Source organism: Achromobacter seleniivolatilans, assembly GCF_030864005.1.
GTDB classification, from domain to species: Bacteria; Pseudomonadota; Gammaproteobacteria; order Burkholderiales; family Burkholderiaceae_B; genus Achromobacter; species Achromobacter seleniivolatilans.
In genome coordinates this window covers 5,519,554-5,539,458 of the sequence record NZ_CP132976.1, presented here as the reverse complement: position 1 = coordinate 5,539,458, position 19,905 = coordinate 5,519,554, and the positions used below count along the sequence as shown (strand labels likewise).

At 63.9% G+C, this 19,905-nt stretch carries 19 protein-coding genes; 12 read left to right on the top strand and 7 right to left on the bottom strand.

Features of this window, described 5'->3' with window-relative positions; genetic code table 11:
• Positions 1-11: 11 nt before the first annotated feature.
• Positions 12-290, bottom strand: coding sequence for a hypothetical protein (locus tag RAS12_RS25135; protein ID WP_306942490.1), 279 nt, complete (start codon positions 288-290; stop codon positions 12-14).
• On the opposite strand from RAS12_RS25135, the gene RAS12_RS25130 reads away from it, so the two are divergent.
• The 10 genes from RAS12_RS25130 to lpdA all read left to right on the top strand — a co-directional run bounded on the left by RAS12_RS25130 (position 289) and on the right by lpdA (position 11,580).
• The gene (locus RAS12_RS25130; RefSeq protein WP_306942488.1) at positions 289-1,524 is read left to right on the top strand and encodes a branched-chain amino acid ABC transporter substrate-binding protein; all 1,236 of its coding nucleotides are present in this window, start codon (positions 289-291) and stop codon (positions 1,522-1,524) included. The genes RAS12_RS25135 and RAS12_RS25130 overlap by 2 nt on opposite strands.
• A gap of 166 nt (positions 1,525-1,690) precedes the next feature.
• On the top strand, positions 1,691-2,632 hold the full coding sequence (locus RAS12_RS25125; protein WP_306942486.1) for a branched-chain amino acid ABC transporter permease: 942 nt from the start codon (positions 1,691-1,693) through the stop codon (positions 2,630-2,632).
• Positions 2,629-3,897, top strand: a complete 1,269-nt coding sequence (locus tag RAS12_RS25120; RefSeq protein ID WP_306942484.1) for a branched-chain amino acid ABC transporter permease — start codon at positions 2,629-2,631, stop codon at positions 3,895-3,897. Before RAS12_RS25125 ends, RAS12_RS25120 begins: the two co-directional genes overlap by 4 nt.
• Positions 3,894-4,646 (top strand): ABC transporter ATP-binding protein, encoded by a 753-nt coding sequence (locus tag RAS12_RS25115; RefSeq protein WP_306942482.1) that lies wholly within the window; start codon positions 3,894-3,896, stop codon positions 4,644-4,646. Before RAS12_RS25120 ends, RAS12_RS25115 begins: the two co-directional genes overlap by 4 nt.
• Entirely contained in the window at positions 4,643-5,362 is a 720-nt protein-coding gene (locus RAS12_RS25110) for an ABC transporter ATP-binding protein (RefSeq protein WP_306942481.1), read from the top strand. The genes RAS12_RS25115 and RAS12_RS25110 overlap by 4 nt, the downstream gene beginning before the upstream one ends.
• A 36-nt stretch (positions 5,363-5,398) precedes the next feature.
• A complete protein-coding gene (locus RAS12_RS25105; RefSeq protein WP_306942479.1) occupies positions 5,399-6,187 on the top strand; it encodes an SDR family NAD(P)-dependent oxidoreductase in 789 nt (262 codons plus the stop codon).
• Positions 6,188-6,224: 37 nt separating this feature from the next.
• Entirely contained in the window at positions 6,225-8,408 is a 2,184-nt protein-coding gene (locus RAS12_RS25100; protein ID WP_306942477.1) for an alpha-ketoacid dehydrogenase subunit alpha/beta, read from the top strand.
• Positions 8,405-8,893: a VOC family protein gene (locus tag RAS12_RS25095; protein ID WP_306942475.1), complete on the top strand. Its 489-nt coding sequence runs from the start codon at positions 8,405-8,407 to the stop codon at positions 8,891-8,893. The genes RAS12_RS25100 and RAS12_RS25095 overlap by 4 nt, the downstream gene beginning before the upstream one ends.
• Before the next feature lie 9 nt (positions 8,894-8,902).
• Positions 8,903-10,174 (top strand): pyruvate dehydrogenase complex dihydrolipoamide acetyltransferase, encoded by a 1,272-nt coding sequence (locus RAS12_RS25090; RefSeq protein WP_306942473.1) that lies wholly within the window; start codon positions 8,903-8,905, stop codon positions 10,172-10,174.
• Between the two features lie 8 nt (positions 10,175-10,182).
• The gene (lpdA, locus tag RAS12_RS25085; protein ID WP_306942472.1) at positions 10,183-11,580 is read left to right on the top strand and encodes a dihydrolipoyl dehydrogenase; all 1,398 of its coding nucleotides are present in this window, start codon (positions 10,183-10,185) and stop codon (positions 11,578-11,580) included.
• 46 nt (positions 11,581-11,626) lie between these two features.
• On the opposite strand, the gene RAS12_RS25080 is transcribed toward lpdA, so the two are convergent.
• From RAS12_RS25080 to RAS12_RS25065, 4 genes are all read right to left on the bottom strand, one after another.
• The gene (locus tag RAS12_RS25080; RefSeq protein WP_306942470.1) at positions 11,627-12,508 is read right to left on the bottom strand and encodes a LysR family transcriptional regulator; all 882 of its coding nucleotides are present in this window, start codon (positions 12,506-12,508) and stop codon (positions 11,627-11,629) included.
• Positions 12,509-12,619: 111 nt separating this feature from the next.
• Positions 12,620-14,488, bottom strand: a complete 1,869-nt coding sequence (gene ilvD, locus RAS12_RS25075) for a dihydroxy-acid dehydratase (protein WP_306942468.1) — start codon at positions 14,486-14,488, stop codon at positions 12,620-12,622.
• A gap of 109 nt (positions 14,489-14,597) precedes the next feature.
• Entirely contained in the window at positions 14,598-15,380 is a 783-nt protein-coding gene (locus RAS12_RS25070; RefSeq protein WP_306942466.1) for an AraC family transcriptional regulator, read from the bottom strand.
• A complete protein-coding gene (locus RAS12_RS25065; protein WP_306951609.1) occupies positions 15,377-16,267 on the bottom strand; it encodes a LysR family transcriptional regulator in 891 nt (296 codons plus the stop codon). Before RAS12_RS25065 ends, RAS12_RS25070 begins: the two co-directional genes overlap by 4 nt.
• Positions 16,268-16,389: 122 nt before the next feature.
• Between RAS12_RS25065 and RAS12_RS25060 the strand changes: the two genes are divergently transcribed.
• Both RAS12_RS25060 and RAS12_RS25055 read left to right on the top strand, forming a co-directional pair.
• Positions 16,390-16,926 carry a GNAT family N-acetyltransferase gene (locus RAS12_RS25060; RefSeq protein WP_306942464.1) on the top strand — a complete coding sequence of 179 codons (537 nt, stop codon included), beginning with the start codon at positions 16,390-16,392 and terminating at the stop codon, positions 16,924-16,926.
• A complete protein-coding gene (locus RAS12_RS25055) occupies positions 16,923-18,104 on the top strand; it encodes an MFS transporter (protein ID WP_306942462.1) in 1,182 nt (393 codons plus the stop codon). The genes RAS12_RS25060 and RAS12_RS25055 overlap by 4 nt, the downstream gene beginning before the upstream one ends.
• Here RAS12_RS25055 and RAS12_RS25050 read toward each other — a convergent pair.
• Both RAS12_RS25050 and queC read right to left on the bottom strand, forming a co-directional pair.
• Positions 18,082-18,852, bottom strand: a complete 771-nt coding sequence (locus tag RAS12_RS25050) for a helix-turn-helix domain-containing protein (RefSeq protein WP_306942460.1) — start codon at positions 18,850-18,852, stop codon at positions 18,082-18,084. The genes RAS12_RS25055 and RAS12_RS25050 overlap by 23 nt on opposite strands.
• Positions 18,853-19,105: 253 nt before the next feature.
• Positions 19,106-19,816: a 7-cyano-7-deazaguanine synthase QueC gene (queC, locus tag RAS12_RS25045; RefSeq protein WP_306942458.1), complete on the bottom strand. Its 711-nt coding sequence runs from the start codon at positions 19,814-19,816 to the stop codon at positions 19,106-19,108.
• Positions 19,817-19,905 lie beyond the last annotated feature (89 nt).

The following is a 19,905-nucleotide window of genomic DNA, read 5'->3' as shown; positions in this document are numbered from 1 at the left end:
GAAAGCGTAAATCAACTGACGTTTTCAAGCAAGAGCGTCAGAAAAACACGGCAACTCGCCGCATAACAGGCAGGGGACAACCAGGTGGAAATCACCGGCAGCACGACCGTATCCGCGATTTCGGCACGCCCGGAACCCAGCGCGGCGGCACGCCACGCATCGGCTGCCTGTGCCAATCGCTCCCCCCTGCCTCCATCCCAATCGGCCGCAAGGCATAGAAAAACCGCAGCAAGCGCGCTTGCTTGATCAACGGCTTCACCCCACTCCCGTTCCACGGAGGAGACACGCATGAAATTGGCATTCACTACCGGCCTGCTGTGCCTGGCCGGCATCGCCGCATCGGCCCAGGCCGCACCCGTCAAGATCGGTCTGATCGAAACGCTGTCCGGCCCGCAGGCCTCAACCGGCCTGATGTTCCGCGCAGCGGTCAAGTACGAGCTGGACCGCATCAATGCCGCCGGAGGCTGGAATGGCCAGCCCCTGGAACTCGTCGAGTTCGATAACCAGGGTGGCCCGGTGGGCGCGTCCGACCGCTTCCGCGCAGCCGCTGCCGAAGGCGTGCAGATCCTGGTGCAAGGCTCCTCGTCGGCCATTTCCGGTCAATTGACGGAAGACGTTCGCAAACACAATCTGCGCAATCCCGGCCGCGAGGTGGTCTTTCTGAACGTGGGCGGCGAAGCCCTGGAGTTGACCGGCCAGAAATGCCACTTCTATCACTTCCGCTTCACCACCAACGCCGACCTGCGCGTGAAGTCGCTTGCGTCCGTGATGTCGGCGGACGGCACGCTGGGTAAACGCGTCTATGCCATCAACCAGAACTATTCCTGGGGCCAGGACATGGAAGGCGCCACCGAGCGCTTCGCCAAGCAGTATGGCTATGAGGTGGTGGGCAAGACGCTGCATGAAGTCAACAAGATCCAGGACTTTGCGCCCTACGTCGCCCGCATCCGCTCGGCCACCCCCGACACCGTCATCACCGGCAACTGGTCCAACGACCTGCTGCTGTTGATGAAGGCCACCCAGGCAGCCGGCCTGAAGGTGCGTTTTGCCACCGTGTTCCTGGACCAGGTGGGCAACCTGGCCAACGCCGGCGAGGTTGCGCTGGGCCACTACATCGCCCATCCGTACAACATCGAAGCCGCTGGCGACGAAGGCGCCAAGTTCGCCGAAGACTACAAGTCCAAGACCGGCCACTACCCCAGCTACACCGAACCGCAGACCGTGATCGGCGTGCGCTTCCTGGGCGAAGCGCTCAAGCAGGTGCCCGCAAAGGACGGCAAGCTGTCTGTGCCGGAACTGGCGAAAGCGCTGGAAAAGGTCACCTACACGTCGTCGCTGGGCACCTACACGATGCGCGCTGAAGACCATCAGGTGCAATTGCCGATGGTCGTTTCCAAGGTCAGCAAGAGCGCCAAGTACAAGGCCGACGGCACCGACATGGGCTTTGAGCCGGTGAAGGTGTTGGCAGCAGCTGATGTGTCCGCGCCGGTGCAGGCCACTTGCAAGATGCAGCGTCCGGAGTAAGGGCGAGAGATGAGGGATTGCACGCGTTGAGCGTCAGCGTGCAACGCGTGCAATCCCTCGCTCCCCCCGCAAATAACTAAGCGCACCCCGGCGCGGGCCGGAAAAACAAGGTGCGCAATCGATCGCAAGACGCCTCGCGTCCTAGCGCAAGAATTTTGGAGCGGACATGGAATTCTTTACCGTCTCGCTGTTGAACGGCGTGATTTACGGCCTGCTGCTATTCATGGTTTCGGCGGGCCTGACACTGATTTTCGGGATGATGGGTGTGCTCAACTTTGCGCACGCATCGTTCTACATGATAGGCGCGTACGCCGCCTACACCCTGACGCCCGTCACCGGTTTCTGGACGGCGCTGGTGCTGGCCACCATCATCTCCGGCGTGCTGGGCATGGGCGTTGAGCGCTTCTTTCTGCGCCGCGTGCACAAGTTCGGCCATGCGCAGGAACTGCTGGTGACCTTCGGCCTGGCGTTCATCGTCGCCGAGCTGATCAAGCTGTTCTACGGCGACTTTCCCGTGGACTACCGCGTGCCGCAATTCCTGAACTTCGCGGCGTTCCGCGTGTTCGATGCGGACTATCCGTTCTACCGCCTGTTGATGGGCGGCGTGTCGCTGGCGATGTTTGCCGTGATCTACCTGCTGCTGTCGCGCACCCGCGTCGGCATCGTCGTGCGTTCGGCCATTTACCGGCCGCGCATGGCCGAAGCCCTGGGTCACAACGTGCCGCTGGTGTTCATGAGCGTGTTCGGCGTGGGCGCGGCCATGGCAGGTTTGGCTGGAGCGGTTGCCGGCGCCTTCTACACCACCAACCCGAACATGGCGCTGGAGCTGGGCGTGCTGGTGTTCGTGGTGGTTGTGGTGGGCGGCCTGGGTTCGCTGGAAGGCGCAATGATCGCGTCGCTGCTGATCGGCCTGATCAGTTCGTTTTCAGTGGGTATTGACGCCAGTCTGGCCACCTTGTTCGGCCTGTTTGGCGCGCGCGAGTGGGCGGAAGACGTAGGCGGCCTGATGACCGTGAAGATTTCCAGCCTGGCGGCCACGCTGCCCTTCCTGCTGATGCTGGTGGTGCTGCTGGTCAAGCCTTCGGGCCTGAAGGGGGAACAATCGTGAAGCAAACCCAACGCGCCTCAGGCGTGCTGCTGTTGATACTGTGCGTGGCGGCGCTCTGCGCCCTGCCCTGGCTGTTGCCCCCAGGCCAGCTGGTAGCGGCCGTGCAAATGCTGATCGCGGCGCTGTTTGCCTGCGCCTTCAACCTGCTGGCGGGCCAAGGCGGCATGCTGTCTTTCGGCCACGCCGCCTATTTTGGGGTGGGCACGTTCGCCACCATTCACGCCATGAATGCGCTGGGCGGCGCGGGCCTCTTGCCCACGCCGTTGATGCCGCTGGTGGGTGGCGTCGCCGGCCTGTTGTTCGGGCTGGTCGCAGGCTGGTTCGCCACCATGCGTTCCGGCGTGTACTTTTCAATGATCACGCTGGCATTGGCGGAACTGCTGCATGCGCTGGCACCCCATCTGAAAGGCGTGTTCGGCGGCGAAGCCGGCGTATCCGCCATGCGCATGCCGGCCTGGGGTTTTACCTTTGGCTCGGACATCGAGGTGTATTTCCTGGTGCTGGCCTGGGTGCTGATCTCGCTGGCGGCCTTGTATGGGCTGACGCGCACGCCGCTGGGTCGGCTGACGCTGGGCCTGCGTGAAAACGCCAACCGTCTGCGCTATCTGGGCTACCGCCCTCATGCGCTCAAGACCATGGTGTTTGCGCTGTCGGCCATGTTTGCCGGCATTGCGGGTGGCTTGCAAGCCTTGAACATTGAAGCCGGCAACTACGTGTTGTTCGAGGTCAAGCTGTCCACCGATGCCGTGCTGTTTGCCTACATCGGCGGCGTCAATGCCTTCCTGGGCCCGGTGCTGGGCGCGTCCATCCTGACTTTCCTGTCGCAAACGCTGGCCGACATCACGCGCTCGTGGTTGCTGTATCAAGGCGTGCTGTTCGTGCTGGTGATGCTGTTTGTGCCGGACGGCCTGGTGGGTCTGGTGCAACGCGCCGCCAAGTCGCTGCGCGAGCGCGGCCTGGCCAATTGGCTGCCGCGCGCGGCCGTGTCGGTCGCGTCGGGCTTGCTGCTGACCGCCGCAACCGTCTTCAGCGTTGAATTGCTGCAACGCATGTTTGCACGCGACTACCGCGCCCTGTTGGCGATGAACCCCGAGGCCGGCTGGCCCGCCATTCCCTTGTTCGGCCACGACTGGGCGCCGCTGGCGCTGTCCACCTGGCTGGTGCCTGTGGCGCTGTTCGCCGCGGGCCTCTTGGCATGCCGCTGGGCGATGGCCCTGTGGCGCGATGACGCCGATGCCGCCCCCGTGCTGGAGCCCGCAAAATGAGCCACGACATCCTGACCCTGACCGACGTGCGCAAGTCCTTTGGCGAAGCGCAGATCATCCGCGGCGTAAACCTTGCCATCGAGGCCGGTGAACGCCATGCCGTGATCGGCCCGAACGGCGCCGGCAAGTCCACGCTATTCCATCTGATGTCCGGCTCGTTTGCGCCAACCTCAGGCGACATCAACCTGAGGTCGCGCTCAATCGGCGGCCTGTCGCCCGAGGCCATCAACCGGCTGGGGCTCGCGCGCTCGTTCCAGATCACCAACGTCTTCCCGCGCCTGTCAGTGCGTGAAAACCTGCGCTTGGCAGTGCAGCGCATGCATGGCCTGGTCTACAACTTCTGGCGTCCCATTGCGCGCAACCGCGCCGTGAACGAAGACGTGGACCGTCTGCTGGAAAAAGTGCGGCTGACGGCGAAGAAGGAAACGGCCGCTGGCGATCTGAACTATTCCGAGCAGCGCTCGCTGGAAATCGGCATGACCCTGGCATCGCGGCCCAAAGTCATCTTGCTGGATGAGCCGATGGCCGGCATGTCTCAACACGAAGTCGACTACACGGTTGAACTGATCAAGGACGTGACCCGCGACTGCACGCTGCTGATCGTCGAGCACGACATGCAGGTGGTGTTCTCGCTGGCCGACCGCATCAGCGTGCTGGTCTACGGCGAAATCCTTGCCACCGGCACGCCCGCAGCCATACGCGGCGATGCCCGCGTGCGCGAAGCCTATCTGGGAGAGGAAACGGTATGACGGCGCAATCCCCCCTGTTGAGCCTGCAAGGCGTGCATGCCCACTACGGCAAGAGCCACATCCTGCACGGCATAGACCTGTCCATTGGCCACGGCGAAGTGGTCAGCCTGCTGGGCCGCAATGGCGCGGGCCGCTCCACCACCATGAAAAGCATCATGGGCCTGGTGGACGTGACCGGCGGCCGCATCACCATCGAAGGCCGCGACATCACCAACAAACGCCCCTTTGAGATCGCACGCGCCGGCTTGGGTTTCGTGCCCGAAGAACGCGAAGTCTTCGCCAATCTGACCGTGGACGAAAACCTGCGCATGGGCGAACAGCCCAAGCGTGAGGACGCACCCTTCTGGACCGTGGCGCAAATGTTTGAGTACTTCCCTCGCTTGAAGGAACGCGTCAACACCAAGGCAGGCAACCTGTCGGGCGGCGAACAGCAGATGCTGACGATGTGCCGTTCGTTGCTGGGCAACCCGAAGGTGATGCTGATCGACGAGCCCACGGAAGGCCTTGCGCCCAAGATCGTGGAAGTGATCGCAGATGTGATTCGCGACATCCACCAACGCGGCGTATCCGTCGTGCTGGTGGAACAGAAGCTGACCATTGCGCTGAAGGTTTCCACGCGCGTCAGCGTGATGGGCCATGGCCGCATCGTGTTTGAAGGACCGCCCGCGCAGCTGCATGAGCGCCAGGACGTCGTCCAGGAATGGCTGGCAGTCTGACGCCGCCCTCACGCAATCTTTCTACAGGCAACCACTTTGGACAATCCTACTGAAGTCATCCATAGCGATCTGCGCGGACAAAGCGTCGTCATCACAGGCGGCGCCAAAGGCATCGGCTACGCCACCGCGCAGGCCTTCGTGCGCCAGGGCGCGCGCGTCGCGCTGCTGGACATGGACGCAGACGCCCTCAATGAAGCCGTGGCCGGTTTACAGGCCGCGGGCGGCGACGCGCTCGCCGTCCAGGCGTCCGTCACCGACGCCGATGCCGTGGAGCGCGCCTTTGCCCAGGTCGAGCAGGCCTGGGGCCGCATCGACGTGCTGGTCAACAACGCAGGCATCTCGGCCAACAAGCCCACGCTGGAAGTCACCGTGGACGAATGGCGCCGGGCCGTGGATATCAATCTGACCGGCGTTTTTCTGTGCGCGCAGGCCGCCGGCCGCCGCATGGTGCCGGCAGGCACGGGCGCCATCATCAATCTGGCTTCCATGTATGGCGTGGTGGCCGCGCCTGACCGCGCGGCTTATTGCGCCACCAAAGGCGCCGTCGTGCTGCTGACCGAAACCCTGGCCGTGGAATGGGGCCCGATGGGGGTGCGTGTCAACGCGCTGGCCCCGGGTTACGTGGAAACCGATCTGGTGCGCGATCTTGCCGCGCGCGGCCGGCTGGACCCCGAACGCCTGAAGCAACGCACACCCTTGCGCCGCATGGCGCAGCCGGCCGAAATGGCCGATCTGGCGGTATTTTTGGCATCGCGCCAGGCCGCCTACATCACCGGACACACCCTGGTGGCAGACGGCGGCTGGAGCCGCTACAGCTACCTCTAACCGCACTGCAAGCTAAACAATTTCTGGAGATTCACTCATGGCCACCTACCAACCGCTTGAGCCCCAAGCGCCCTGGCGGCAACTGACGGTCGACGCAAAGGACTGGCAGCAGGCGGACCCCGCCCTGCTCGGCACCATGTTGACCCAGTTGCACTGGATTCGCGCCTTTGAAGAGGCCGTGCTGGACCTGGCCGCCGAAGGCCTGGTTCACGGCCCCGCGCACTCGTCCGTGGGCCAGGAAGGCGGCGCTGTCGGCTCCGTGCTGGCCTTGGGCGCTGGCGACCAGATAAACGGCTCGCATCGCGGCCACCATCAATTCCTGGCGAAGGCGCTACAGCACGTCGCGCCCTTGGGCCTGGACCCGCGCAACCCGCTGAACCCCGCCATCGACGAGGTCCTGCAAAAGACGCTGGCCGAAATCATGGGGCTGGCGCAAGGCTATTGCCGCGGACGTGGGGGCAGCATGCACTTGCGCTGGCTGGAAGCGGGCGCGCTTGGCACCAACGCCATCGTCGGCGGCGGCGTGCCGCTAGCGGCCGGCGCGGGCTGGGCGCACAAACACGCAGGCACCGACCGCGTGGCCGTAACCTACTTCGGCGACGGCGCGGTGAACATCGGCTCCGTGCTGGAAACGATGAACCTGACCGCCGCGTGGAAGACCCCGCTGTGCTTCTTCATTGAGAACAACCGCTACGCCGTATCGACCACGGTGGAAGAGTCCACCGCCGAACCGCGCTTGTCCGCGCGCGGCCTGGCCTTCAACATTCCCTCGTGGAAAGTCGACGGCATGGACCCCCTGGCCGTGCATCTGGCCATGTCGGAAGCGGTTGCGCACATGCGCGCCGGCAACGGCCCGACCATTGTGGAAGTGGATGTGTACCGCTTCTTCCACCAGAACGGTCCGTTCCCCGGCAGCGCGTTCGGTTACCGCAGCAAGGACGAAGAAGCGCAATGGCGCCGCCGCGATCCCCTGGACAAGATCGCCGCCGAAATGATCGGCCGCCAGTTGATCACGCAAGCCGAAGTCGACGCCCTGCGCCAGCGCTGCAAGGACGTCATGAAAGACGTGTCCGGCCGCCTGACCGAAGCCGCTGATGGCGGCAAGCGCCGCGTGCGCGCCGATCTGTGGCCCAGCCCTGACTTCCGTGATGTCGGCCTGCGCAGCGATGGCGCGGAGCTGGCTGACCTGCGTTACCAAGATGCCGCCGACTATGCGGGCGCCTCCATCGACCGCAAGTTCGTCGACGCAGTGGCCGACGTGCTGGACCGCCGCATGGAGACGGACGGCGGCGTCGTCGTGCTGGGCGAAGACGTACACCGCCTGAAGGGCGGCACCAACGGCGCCACGCGCGGCCTGAAGGACAAATACCCTGACCGCGTGCTGGGCACCCCGATCTCGGAAAACGCATTTGCCGGCCTGGGCGGCGGCTTGGCGATGGACGGCCGCTACAAGCCCATCGTGGAATTCATGTACCCCGACTTCATGTGGGTTGCCGCCGACCAGATCTTCAACCAGATCGGCAAGGCCCGCCACATGTTTGGCGGTGACATCGACGTACCTTTCGTGCTGCGCACCAAGGTTGCGATGGGCACGGGTTATGGCTCGCAGCATTCCATGGACCCTGCCGGCATCTTCGCCACGGCGCCAGGCTGGCGCATCGTGGCGCCGTCCACGCCGTATGAGTACATCGGCTTGATGAACACTGCGCTGGCGTCCAAAGACCCGGTGCTGGTCATTGAACACGTGGACCTCTATGCCTCGTCGGGCAACGTGCCCGACGGCGATCTGGACTATGCCATTCCGTTTGGCAAGGCGCGCGTGCGCCGCGCAGGTAGCAAAGTCACGATTCTGACCTACCTGTCCATGGTCAGCCGCGCACTCAAGGCCGCCGAAGACGCAGGCGTGGATGCCGAAATCATCGACCTGCGCACGCTGGACCGCGCCAGCCTGGACTGGGACACCATCGGCGCCAGCATCAAGAAGACCAACAACGTGCTGATCGTGGAACAAGGCGCGCGCGGCACGTCCTACGGCGCCATGCTGGCCGACGAAATCCAGCGCCGCTACTTTGATTGGCTGGATCAGCCGATCAAGCGCGTCACAGGCGGCGAAGCGTCGCCCAGCATTTCCAAAGTGCTGGAACGCGCGGCGTTTGCCGACACCGATGAAGTCATGGCCGGTTTGGCCGACGTATTGGCTGACTTGGGAGAACAGGCATGAGCGCGCTGCATATGACCGTGCCGATGGAAGTCGGCATTTGCTGCGCGAATCTGGACGCGCTGCTGGCCTTTTATACCGATGTCGTTGGCCTGACGCTGATCAACCGCGTCACGGTCCCTGCCGACAAAGCGCGCGCCACGGGACTGACTCAACACAGCTACGACGTGGCGCGCTTGCAAACGCCTTATGGCGAGCGCATCAAGCTGCTGCAACCCAGCGCGGCGCCTGATGCGGCAGTGCGCGGCGCAGCCATTCTGGATCGGCAGGGCTCCACCTACCTGACCTTCATCGTTCGCGATCTGGCCGGTGTCGTGCGAAATCTGGAGGCCCGTGGCGTCGCGTTCGACAGCGCGCCCGCGCCGATGGAAGTACGCCCCGGCACCTGGCTGGCCTTCTTCCGCGACCCGGAAGGCAATGTGCTGGAACTGGTCGAATACGACGATCCCGCCGCTTACCGCCCCGACCTGGCCAGCGCCGCAGAATAGGAATACATCGTGGCTCACCTGATCAAACTCCCCTCCGTTGCCGCCGACACCTCGGGCGGCAACCTGCACCAGTGGCTCAAGAAAGAAGGCGACTCCGTCGCCGTGGGCGATGCGCTGGCCGAAATCGAAACTGAAAAAGCCATTGTTGAAATCAACGCCGAGCACGCGGGCGTCCTTGGCCGCATCGTCGTGCAGGCCGGCGCGGCATCGGTGCCGATCAACACCGTGATTGGCGTGCTGCTGGCCGATGGCGACGATGCCTCGGCCATAGACCGCGCTTTGGCCGAGAACGGCGGCGCAGCGGCTGCCGCAACTGCTACCCCTGCTGCGGCTCCGGCTGCGGCTGCGGCTGTTCAAGCCGCGCCGTCTGCAACGGCATCAACGCCTTCTGCTGCCGCCCCCGCAACAAATACCCCCGCCGCGATTCCCGGCGGCCGCTTGTTCGCCAGCCCGCTGGCCCGGCGTCTTGCCGCGCAATGGCACGTGGATCTACTGGGCGTTAGCGGCACAGGCCCGCACGGCCGCATCGTGCGCCGCGACGTTGAAGCAGCACGCGACCGCGCGCCAACTGCCGCGCTTGCGCAAGCCGCTGGCCGGCCGGCCGCCCGCCGCGTCCCGCACACCGGCATGCGCCGCGCCATCGCCCGCCGCCTGACCGAAAGCAAGCAGAACGTGCCGCATTTCTACCTGTCTGTGGATTGCAGGATGGACGCGCTGCTGGCGTTGCGCTCGCAAGCCAATCACGGCGGCGCGGTGAAGCTGTCGGTCAATGACTTCATCGTGCGCGCCGCGGCGCTGGCCTTGCGCGAAGTGCCCGAGGTGAATGTCAGCTGGCACGAAGACGCCATCGAGTATCACGCAGGCGCCGACATTTCGGTGGCGGTGGCAACTGACGGCGGCCTGGTCACGCCCATCGTGCGCGACGCCGACGTGAAGTCCCTGTCCGCTATCGCAGGCGAGATCGTCGAGCTGGCTGGCCGCGCCAAGATCAATCGTTTGAAGCCCGAAGAATTCACCGGCGGATCACTCACCGTCAGCAACCTGGGCATGTACGGCATCAGCCAGTTCGCCGCCATCATCAACCCGCCGCAAGCCGCCATTCTGGCTGTGGGCGCGGCTGAACGCCGCCCCGTCGTGGGCGACAACGGCGAACTAACCGCCGCCACCGTCATGACGGTGACTCTGTCGGCCGACCACCGGGCGGTTGACGGCGCGGTCGGTGCGCGTTGGCTGGCCGCATTCCGAATGCTGATCGAAAACCCCGTACGCATCCTGCTGTGAGCCCGACAATGACGAAGACTACGTTTGATCTGATCGTCGTCGGCGGCGGCCCTGGCGGCTACGTGGCGGCCATACGCGCCACGCAGCTGGGCATGTCGGTGGCGCTGGTGGAACGCGCAGAACTGGGCGGTATCTGCCTGAACTGGGGCTGCATTCCCACCAAGGCGCTGTTGCACAGCGCGACGGTGCTGCGCGCGTGCCAGGAAGCATCGCATTGCGGCGTGACGGGCGCGGGTGATGCCCGCCCCGATCTGGCCGTCATGGTGGCGCGGTCGCGCAAGGTCGCGGGCCGTTTGGGCCAGGGCGTGGCGCACCTGATGAAGAAGAACGGCGTGACGGTGTTTGCCGCCACCGCCAGGCTGGCCGGGTCTGGCAAGCTGGCGTTGGACAACGGCACAACGCTGTCAGCCAAGCACATCATCCTGGCGACAGGTGCACGCGCACGTGAATTGCCAGCGCTGCCGGTGGGTGAGCGCATCTGGGCTTACCGGCAGGCGCTGGCGCCCGCCGCCATCCCGAAGTCGCTGCTGGTGGTGGGCGCAGGCGCCATTGGCGCCGAGTTCGCCAGCTTCTATCGCGCAGTCGGCTCGGATGTCACGCTGATCGACATGACGCCCGAGATCCTGCCGCAGGAAGACGCGGAGATTTCTGCGTTGGCGCGCAAAGCCTTCGAAAAACAAGGCATACGCGTACTGACGCAATGCGCCGTGACGGCGTCAGCCTTGACGGCAACTGGCGTGAAGGTGACGCTGGATCAGCAAGGCAAGAAAACGGAACTAGAGGTTGAACGCGTCATCGTGGCGGCGGGCATCGTCGGCAACGTGGAAGGCCTGGGGCTGGAACACACCCGAGTCAAAGTCGAAAAAACGCACATCGTCACGGACGCCCAGTGCCGCACCGCCGAACCGGGCGTCTATGCCATCGGCGACGTGGCCGGCGCGCCGTGGCTGGCACACAAGGCCAGCCACGAAGGCGTTCTGTGCGTGGAAGCCATCGCCGGCAAACCCGTCCACGCCATCGATCCCTTGCGCATTCCCGCTTGCACCTATTCGTACCCGCAAGTGGCCAGCATCGGCATGACCGAAGCCCGCGCGCGCGAACATGCAAAGCTGAACGGCAGCGAAATCCGTGTGGGCAAATTCACCTTCGCTGGCAACGGCAAGGCTATTGCAATGGGCGAAGACCAGGGCTTGGTCAAGACCGTGTTTGATGCGAAGTCTGGCGAATTGCTGGGTGCGCACATCATCCACCCGGAGGCGTCCGAGCTGATCACGGGATATGGTGTTGCGGCATCATTGGAGGCGACTGAAGAAGATCTGATGCACACGGTGTTTGCGCATCCGACCTTGTCAGAGACATTGCATGAGTCGGTGTTGTCAGCGTTTGGCAGGGCGCTGCACGCGTAATAGGACGATGGGTTGCGCGCTTTCGAACGGCCCGCAACCCCTTCCGCTACATCCGCCCCGCAAAGAAATCCAGAAAACACGCAATCCGCCGCGACAACTGCGTATTGCGGTAGTACACCGCATGCATCGGCTGCAAGTAGTCGCTGTACACGCCCTCCATTACCTTCACCAGCCGCCCCGCCGCGATATCTTCCCGCACCACAAAGTCCGACAAGCAAGCAATGCCCACGCCGCGCAGCGCCAACAGACGCTGCGTTTCGCCGCTGGACGTGGCGAGCGTCGGCGTCGCCAGATAACTGGACCCGCCAGCGTGTTTCAGCGGCCAGACGTTCAGGCTTTCCGGCTGTGTAAATCCCAGCACTTCATGCCCCGCAAGATCCTCTACCGTCTCGGGTGCTCCGCGCCGGGCGATGTAATCGGGGCTGGCCATCATCCAACGTGGACGAGGCCGCAACGCCCGCGCATGCAAAGTGGAATCCGTCAGCGGACCCATGCGGATCGCGACGTCGGTGCGGTGTTCCATCAAATCCACGATGCGGTCATTGCTGGTGAGTTCCAGCGTGATCTCGGGGTATTCACGCCGGAAGTCCCCCACGTGCGGCACAACGCAATGCAGCATGACCGGCACCGACGCATCAACGCGCAAACGGCCCGCAGGCCGTTGATGCACCATGCGCATACATTCTTCAGCCTCTTCCAAAGACGCGACGATCTGGCGCGCCTTCGGTAGAAAATGAGCGCCCTCTTCCGTCAGCTCCATGCGGCGGGTCGTGCGGTTCAGAAGAGTGACACCCAGGTCTTCCTCCAGCCGCGAAAGGCCGCGGCTGACGCCTGATGCAGTTTGGCCCAGCATTTCAGCCGCAGCGCTCATGGAACCGGCGTCAACCACGCCCAGGAACAGGCGCAACGCATCAGAGTTGAGAGACATTGATGACTCCGGATCAAAGATAAAGCGATTTATACAGCTGCAAACGCCGCGCGCGAAGCAAAAAAAAGACGGCGCAAAGCGCCGTCTTTTCAGCAACCGGCAATCAAACGATCAACGCTTGCCCTTCTGCTTCAGTTGCGACAGATCGCGCACCGCGCCGCGATCCGCCGACGTTGCCAGCGCCGCATACGCCTGCAAGGCCAGCGACACGACACGTTCGCGGCCCACCGGCTCCCAGCCGTCAGCGCGCGCATCCATAGCGGCGCGGCGGCGTGCCAGGTCTTCGTCGGACACCGCCAGATGCATCTTGCGGTTCGGGATGTCGATCTCGATGACGTCACCCTCTTCCACCAGGCCGATCGTGCCGCCTTCAGCCGCTTCCGGCGACGCGTGCCCGATCACCAGACCCGAAGAACCTCCCGAGAAACGGCCATCAGTGAACAGCGCGCAGGTCTTGCCCAGGCCCTTGGACTTCAGGTAGGACGTCGGGTACAGCATCTCTTGCATGCCCGGGCCGCCCTTGGGGCCTTCGTAGCGGATCACGACCACATCGCCCGCCACGATCTTGTCGCCCAGAATGGCTTCGACGGCATCGTCCTGGCTTTCAAAGACACGCGCGCGGCCCGTGAAGACCCATTGCGACTCGTCCACGCCCGCGGTCTTCACGATGCAACCCTTCTCAGCCAGGTTGCCGTACAGAACCGCCAGACCGCCATCCTTGGAATAGGCGTCTTCCTTGCTGCGGATACACCCCGTCTTGCGGTCGGTATCCAGGGTCAGGAAGGTTGCGTCCTGGCTGAAAGCCACCGTCGTCGGGATGCCGCCGGGCGCTGCGCGGTAGAACTTTTGCGCTTCTTCGCCCGCGCCGCCGGCAATGTCCCACTTCTGGATTGCGTTGCCCAGCGTGCCGCTGTGCACGTTGCCGCAAGACAGATCCAGCAGGTCCGCGCGCGCCAGTTCACCCAGGATGCCCAGGATGCCGCCTGCGCGGTGCACGTCTTCAATGTGGTACTTGTCAGTAGCAGGCGCCGCCTTGCACAGGCATGGCACCTTGCGCGAAATGCGATCGATATCGGACATGGTGAAGTCCACGCCCGCTTCCTGCGCTGCGGCCAGCAAATGCAGCACCGTGTTGGTGGAACCGCCCATTGCCACATCCAGCGCCATGGCGTTCTGGAACGCGCTCTTGGTGGCGATGTTGCGCGGCAGAACCGATTCGTCTTCTTCTACGTAGTAGCGGCGGCACAGGTCCACCACCAGACGGCCGGCTTGTTCAAACAAACCCTTGCGCCAGGCGTGCGTGGCCACGATGGTGCCGTTGCCCGGCAGCGCCAGACCGATGGCTTCGGTCAGACAGTTCATCGAGTTGGCGGTGAACATACCGGAACAGGAGCCGCACGTGGGACACGCGCTGCGTTCCACTTCGGCGACTTCGGCGTCCGACACTTTCGGGTCAGCGGCTTTGATCATGGCGTCGATCAGGTCGATCTTGGCAATCACTTTGCCATCGACAGGCGACTTGACCTTGCCGGCCTCCATCGGGCCGCCAGACACGAATACGACCGGGATGTTCAGGCGCATTGCGGCCATCAGCATCCCCGGGGTGATCTTGTCGCAGTTCGAGATGCAGACCATGGCATCGGCGCAGTGCGCGTTCACCATGTATTCCACCGAATCGGCGATCAGTTCACGCGACGGCAGCGAATACAGCATGCCGCCATGGCCCATGGCGATGCCGTCATCGACGGCGATGGTGTTGAATTCCTTGGCGACGCCGCCTGCGGCTTCGATCTCGCTGGCAACCAGCGCGCCCAGGTCGCGCAAGTGCACGTGGCCCGGCACAAACTGTGTGAACGAGTTCACTACCGCAATAATCGGCTTACCGAAATCACCGTCCTTCATGCCGGTGGCACGCCACAGGGCGCGGGCGCCGGCCATGTTGCGGCCGTGTGTCGAAGTGCGGGAACGGTAGTGCGGCATGATTTTGTCTCGGGCTGGTGCTGTTATAGCGTGGGCGGCAAAACGGTAAATAATACGCTGGTTCGGCCCGGGTCCGCCCTGCGGGCGCCTTTGGGGCCGTCCGTGACCATCAGGCGGACGTCCCGCCGCGTGCAGCGAAGGCGCTGGGCGACTCGCCCACGGCCCGCCGGAACATGGCGGCAAAGGCGCTGGGGCTGTCATAACCCAGGTCCAGCGCCACATCCAGCACCCGCCCCCCGCGCGCCAGCCGCTCCATGGCCGCCAGCAGCCGCGCCTGCTGGCGCCAGCGGCCAAACGTCATGCCCGTATGCCGCAGAAACAGCCGGTGCACGGTCTTGGGGTCCACGCCCAATTCCCGCGCCCAATCCGCTGCCCCTGCCTGCCGTTCCGGGTGCCGCACGATAGCCCGGCAGATACGCGCAAGCCGGGGTTCGGACGGCTGTGGCAAATGCAGCGGCAACACGGGTTCCTGATGCAGCTCGTCCAGCAACAGCATCATCAGCCGGCCATCGCGTGTATGGGGCATCCAATCCAGCGGCACCTGGGCAGCGGCCACCATCAACTCCCGAAGCAAGGGCGAAATCGACAGCACGCAGCATTGCGCAGGCAAGTGAGCGGCGGCGCCGGGTTCGACAAAGACCGTGCGCATTCGCGGTTCGCCGCTCATGCGGATGCCGTGCGTCACCCAGGCCGGGACCCACACGCCGCGCGTGGGCGGCACGACCCAGATGCCCGCCTCGGTATCCACCACCATCACCCCGGAAATCGCATAGAGCAGTTGGGCGCGGCGATGCCGGTGACGCTTTACGCGATGGCCGTCTTCGTAGTCCACCGCCAGCCCCGCCACGGGCCGCTGCGATGATTCATAGGGAAACAGGTCCACATTGTTCATCTGCCCAACGCCAGAAGCGCCTCTTGTAAGTGCCGCAGCCCGCGACCCAGCGGTTTGTCGCGGCGTAAAACAATGGCCAGATCACGCGACAGGCGCGGCGTTAATGATCGCACCGCCAACGCCTGGCGCTGCCCCGCGCCCGATACGGCCAGCTTGGGCAACACCGCGCATCCCAATCCAGCCGCCACGATTTCCTTCATGGCCTCGGTACTGCCGAGCTCCATGATGGGCTTGGCCACCACGCCTGCCGCCTCGAACCAATCATCCACCAAGCGCCGCGTGCGGGCCCCGGGTTCGAATAGCACCAGCGGCAGTTGCGCCAGGGATTGCGGCGTTACGACGGCAGGTATCGCGCCGGGATCACTCGCAGGAAAAATCGCCACGAATTCATCTTCCATGACCGGGCTGACCTGGAACATGCGCCCCGGCGCCGGCAGCGTGATCAACACGATATCCAGTACGTTGTTTTCCAACCCGCGCAGCATGTCGGCCGTGTTGCCCGTGCTGGCCACGATATCCAGCGCGGGAAAGCGCCGCCGCAGATCCGCCAGCACAGGCGGCAGCAGGTACGTGCAAGCGGTGGCGCCCGTGCCCAGCCGGATTCGGCCCGACACCTGCGACGCATGCGCCGTCATTGCCTGCTCGGCCTGCGCCAGCACAGCGTCGATGGCACGCACATGCGTCAGCAGTTCCAGCCCGGCAGCCGTGGGGCCGGCGCGGCGCCCCACGCGTTCAACCAGTTTCAGGCCGTAGCGCCGCTCCAACTGGCGAATTTGCAGGCTGACCGCCGGCTGCGTCACGCCGCTGCGTTCCGCGGCGGCAGAAAAACTACCCAGTTCTATCACCTGCGCAAAGGTGCGCAGGTGATCCAGATTCAGGCCTCGCATAAAAGCCACCCAAAGTTTTGCTTATGAAAATCATAATCCGCCAAAGCTTTATTAATAAAGGGCCGTGCGCGACACTGGCGGCTAAGGACTCAGATCCACTCTTCAACCGTTCACCCCTTTCCATGACTCCCACCGTTCTTATCCGCGACAGCGTCGAGGCCGACCTGCCCGCCATCAAGACCCTGTACGCCCATCATGTCGAGCACGGCACCGCCTCGTTCGAGCTGGACCCGCCTTCTATCACCGACATGCGCCAGCGCCGCGCTGGCGTGCTCGAAAAAGAAATGCCTTACCTGGTGGCCGAGATCAGCGGCGAGGTCGTGGGATATGCGTATGTCACGCCCTACCGCCCGCGGCCCGCGTACCGCCACACGGTGGAAGACTCGGTCTATGTGAAGGCGGGGCGCTCAGGTCTGGGCATCGGCGGCAAGCTGCTGGCCGCGCTGGTTGAACGCTGCACTGCCGCAGGCTGGCGCCAGATGCTGGCTGTGGTGGGCGACAGCCGCAATGCGGCATCGCTGGCGCTGCACGCCAGCCAGGGCTTTCATCCCGTCGGCACCCTGCGCTCGGTCGGCCACAAGCACGGCGAATGGCGCGACACGGTGCTGATGCAGCGCAGCTTGGGCGAAGGCGACGCCACCCCGCCGCAACGGCCGTGATTTCCGTACGCGCCGTCGTCTGTCTGGGAATGACCCAATTGGTGGGCTGGGGCGTGACGTTCTATCTGATCGGTGCGCTCGGCCCCGCCATGGCGGCGGACCTGGGCTGGAACGCCGCCACGGTCTACGGTGGTTTCTCGGCCGCTATCGTCGCTATGGCGCTGGTCTCGCCGCTGGCCGGACGTCTGGTCGACCAGTGGGGAGGCCATCGCGTCATGCCAGCGGGCGCGGCGGTGGCTGCCGCTGGCTGCGCTGGGCTGGCCTTGTCCCACAGCCTGATCCCGTACTACGCCGCATGGGCCTTGCTGGGCGTGGGCATGCGCTTTTGTCTCTACGACGCGGCCTTCGCCTCGCTGGCACGGGCCGCCGGTCCAGCGGCCCGCCGCCCGATGTCTCAGATCACCCTGTTTGGCGGCCTGGCCTCGACGGTCATGTGGCCGGTGGGACACGCCTTATCCGGCTGGCTGGGCTGGCGCGGCGCGGTGCTCGGTTATGCCGCGCTGGCATTGGCCACCCTGCCGCTATACCTGGCCCTGCCTCGCAAGCGCTACCAGATGCCGCGCGAAGACCGTGGCAATGTATCCAGCGGGCTGGCCCGCAGCGCGGGCGAACGGCGGCTTGCCGGCGGCTTGTATGCGCTTATTGCAATGCTGACCAATTTCGTGGCGGCGGGTAACGCCGCGCATCTGATCTCGATGCTGTCCGGCCTGGGTCTGGCCAGCGCGCTTGCCGTCAGCGTGGCCGCGCTGTGGGGTGTGGGCCAGTTCGCCGCCCGGCTGGCAGACGTGGCCCTGGGCTCGCGACTGCATCCGCTGACGCTGACCTTGGCGGTAAGCGCCCTGCTTCCGCTGTGCTTCTTGCTGGCCCTGATATCAGGCGGCAACGTATACGCGGCGTCGGCTTATGCGCTGCTCTACGGCGCCTGTAATGGCCTGCTGACAATTGCGCGCGGCACGCTGCCGCTGGCCTTATTTGATTTCCGGCACTATGGCGCGCTGGTCGGCGCGCTGCTGATCCCCAGCTTCCTGCTGACCGCGATCGCGCCAGTGGCTTATGCCTATGTGGTGGAACAGTACGGCGCACGCGCCGCGATGGCGCTGTCGGCCGGATTGGCGCTCGCCATTCTGCTGGCGGCTTTTGTGCTGCGGAGGCGCTTTATCGCGCGGGCTCGGGAATGACGGACGCGCCGCCATCGCGGATATCACCTGCGGTCCGGTCGGCACGTAACGCGCCAGAAAAGGAATAGCCTTGGCCGCGCTGGCTTCGAATCGGGATCGACAGGCCTGCGGCAGCCCCCTTGCGCTTGAGCCGGCTGATGATGAGATCCAGTGCCCGCCCGTCGCTGGAAGCGCCCGCGCTGTCATTCGCGAAATCACCCCGGCAGACTAATTTCTCGGCGTGTTCATGCATGCCTTTCAAGACGGCCCTTTCCATCGGAGTCAGGCTGATATCAATGCCGTCCGGCGATGTCAGCATCCACTCGTCATCACCGAGCCGCCACGCAATATCCACTGCTGGCGCCGCATCCGCGCTCACAGTGCGGGCGGAAAATCCATAAGGAACATTGCAGAGTATGAGCTTGCGCTGCGCAGACTGGATGGCCGCTGCAACCTCGCTATAACTGATGTTGGTGCTGTAGCAACTATCGGCGCCCGCGAGCAGCGCATTAATACGCACGGCGGGAGTTTCAATGTGGCGTATCGCAATAATGGTCGCGTTGAAGAAATTCGCCCGCAGCTGGCCTATCGTGATGTCCAGGTCTCGGGGCAGGCACAGATGCACCTGTATTTCGCCTAAGTGGCGCGAGGGCGCAGGGGCCTGAAGCGCAACTGGATTCAGGACAAAACCAATTTGCTCCAGGGAGTTGGCAATACCCTGCTTCGCAAATTCGTTGTCGAAAATGAGAATAATCCGCGACCGATTCATGTAATTGAGCCTTGATTAATAACGCCATTCCATCGAACGGTATCGGAATGTGTTTTTGCATTTCCATACCTGGAATAGGGTCGCAAAAAAAAGCAGCTCAATCCGCGGAGAGGCGGGTAAATCGGACGGTTAGTGAATATTATTCATATTAGGTTGAATAATATTCATATTATTAAAATAGAATTCAACGATCAGCGAAATATGGCGACACCGAACGTGCCTATCCACGCCCGGTATCCCGCAGGCCGCCGCGCTAGCCTTGCGCGGCCGTCCACTTTTCCCAGCCCGTTTTGCGCAACACGCAGGCCGGGCACGCACCGCAGCCATATCCCCAGCCGTGGCGCGCGCCGCGCTCGCCCAGATAGCAGGTATGGCTTTCTTCAACGATGGTGTCTACCAGCGCATCGCCGCCCAAGGTCTGGGCAAGCGCCCAAGTCTCTGATTTATCGATCCACATCAGCGGAGTTTCGATGGTGACGCGGCTTCCCAAGCCCAGGCCGAGCGCGACTTGCTGCGCCTTGATCGTGTCATCGCGGCAGTCTGGATAACCCGAAAAATCGGTTTCACACATGCCGCCCACCAGCACATCCAGCTGGCGCCGGTATCCCAGTGCTGCGGCCAGCGTCAGAAATAATAGATTGCGGCCCGGCACGAACGTATTGGGCAAACCATTGGCCTGCATTTCGATCGCGCGGTCGCTGGTCATGGCGGTGTCGCCCACTTGACCCAATATCTTCAGATCCAGCAAGTGGTCTTCACCAAGCCGCGCCGCCCACTCAGGAAAGTTCGCGCGAATATCTCGCAGCACGTTCAACCGCGCCGACAGTTCGATGTGATGGCGTTGACCGTAATCGAACGCTACGGTTTCCACATGGGCATAGCGATCCAGCGCCCAAGCCAGGCAAGTGGTGGAATCCTGGCCGCCCGAAAACAGAACGAGCGCGCGGCGTTGATGATTTTGCATAAAGGGGGCTTGTAGAAAGACGAAGGAACACCTGGCACTTTAACCGAGCAAAGGCCCCTTCCCGTAAGGAAGGCTGCGTAAAATCGAAC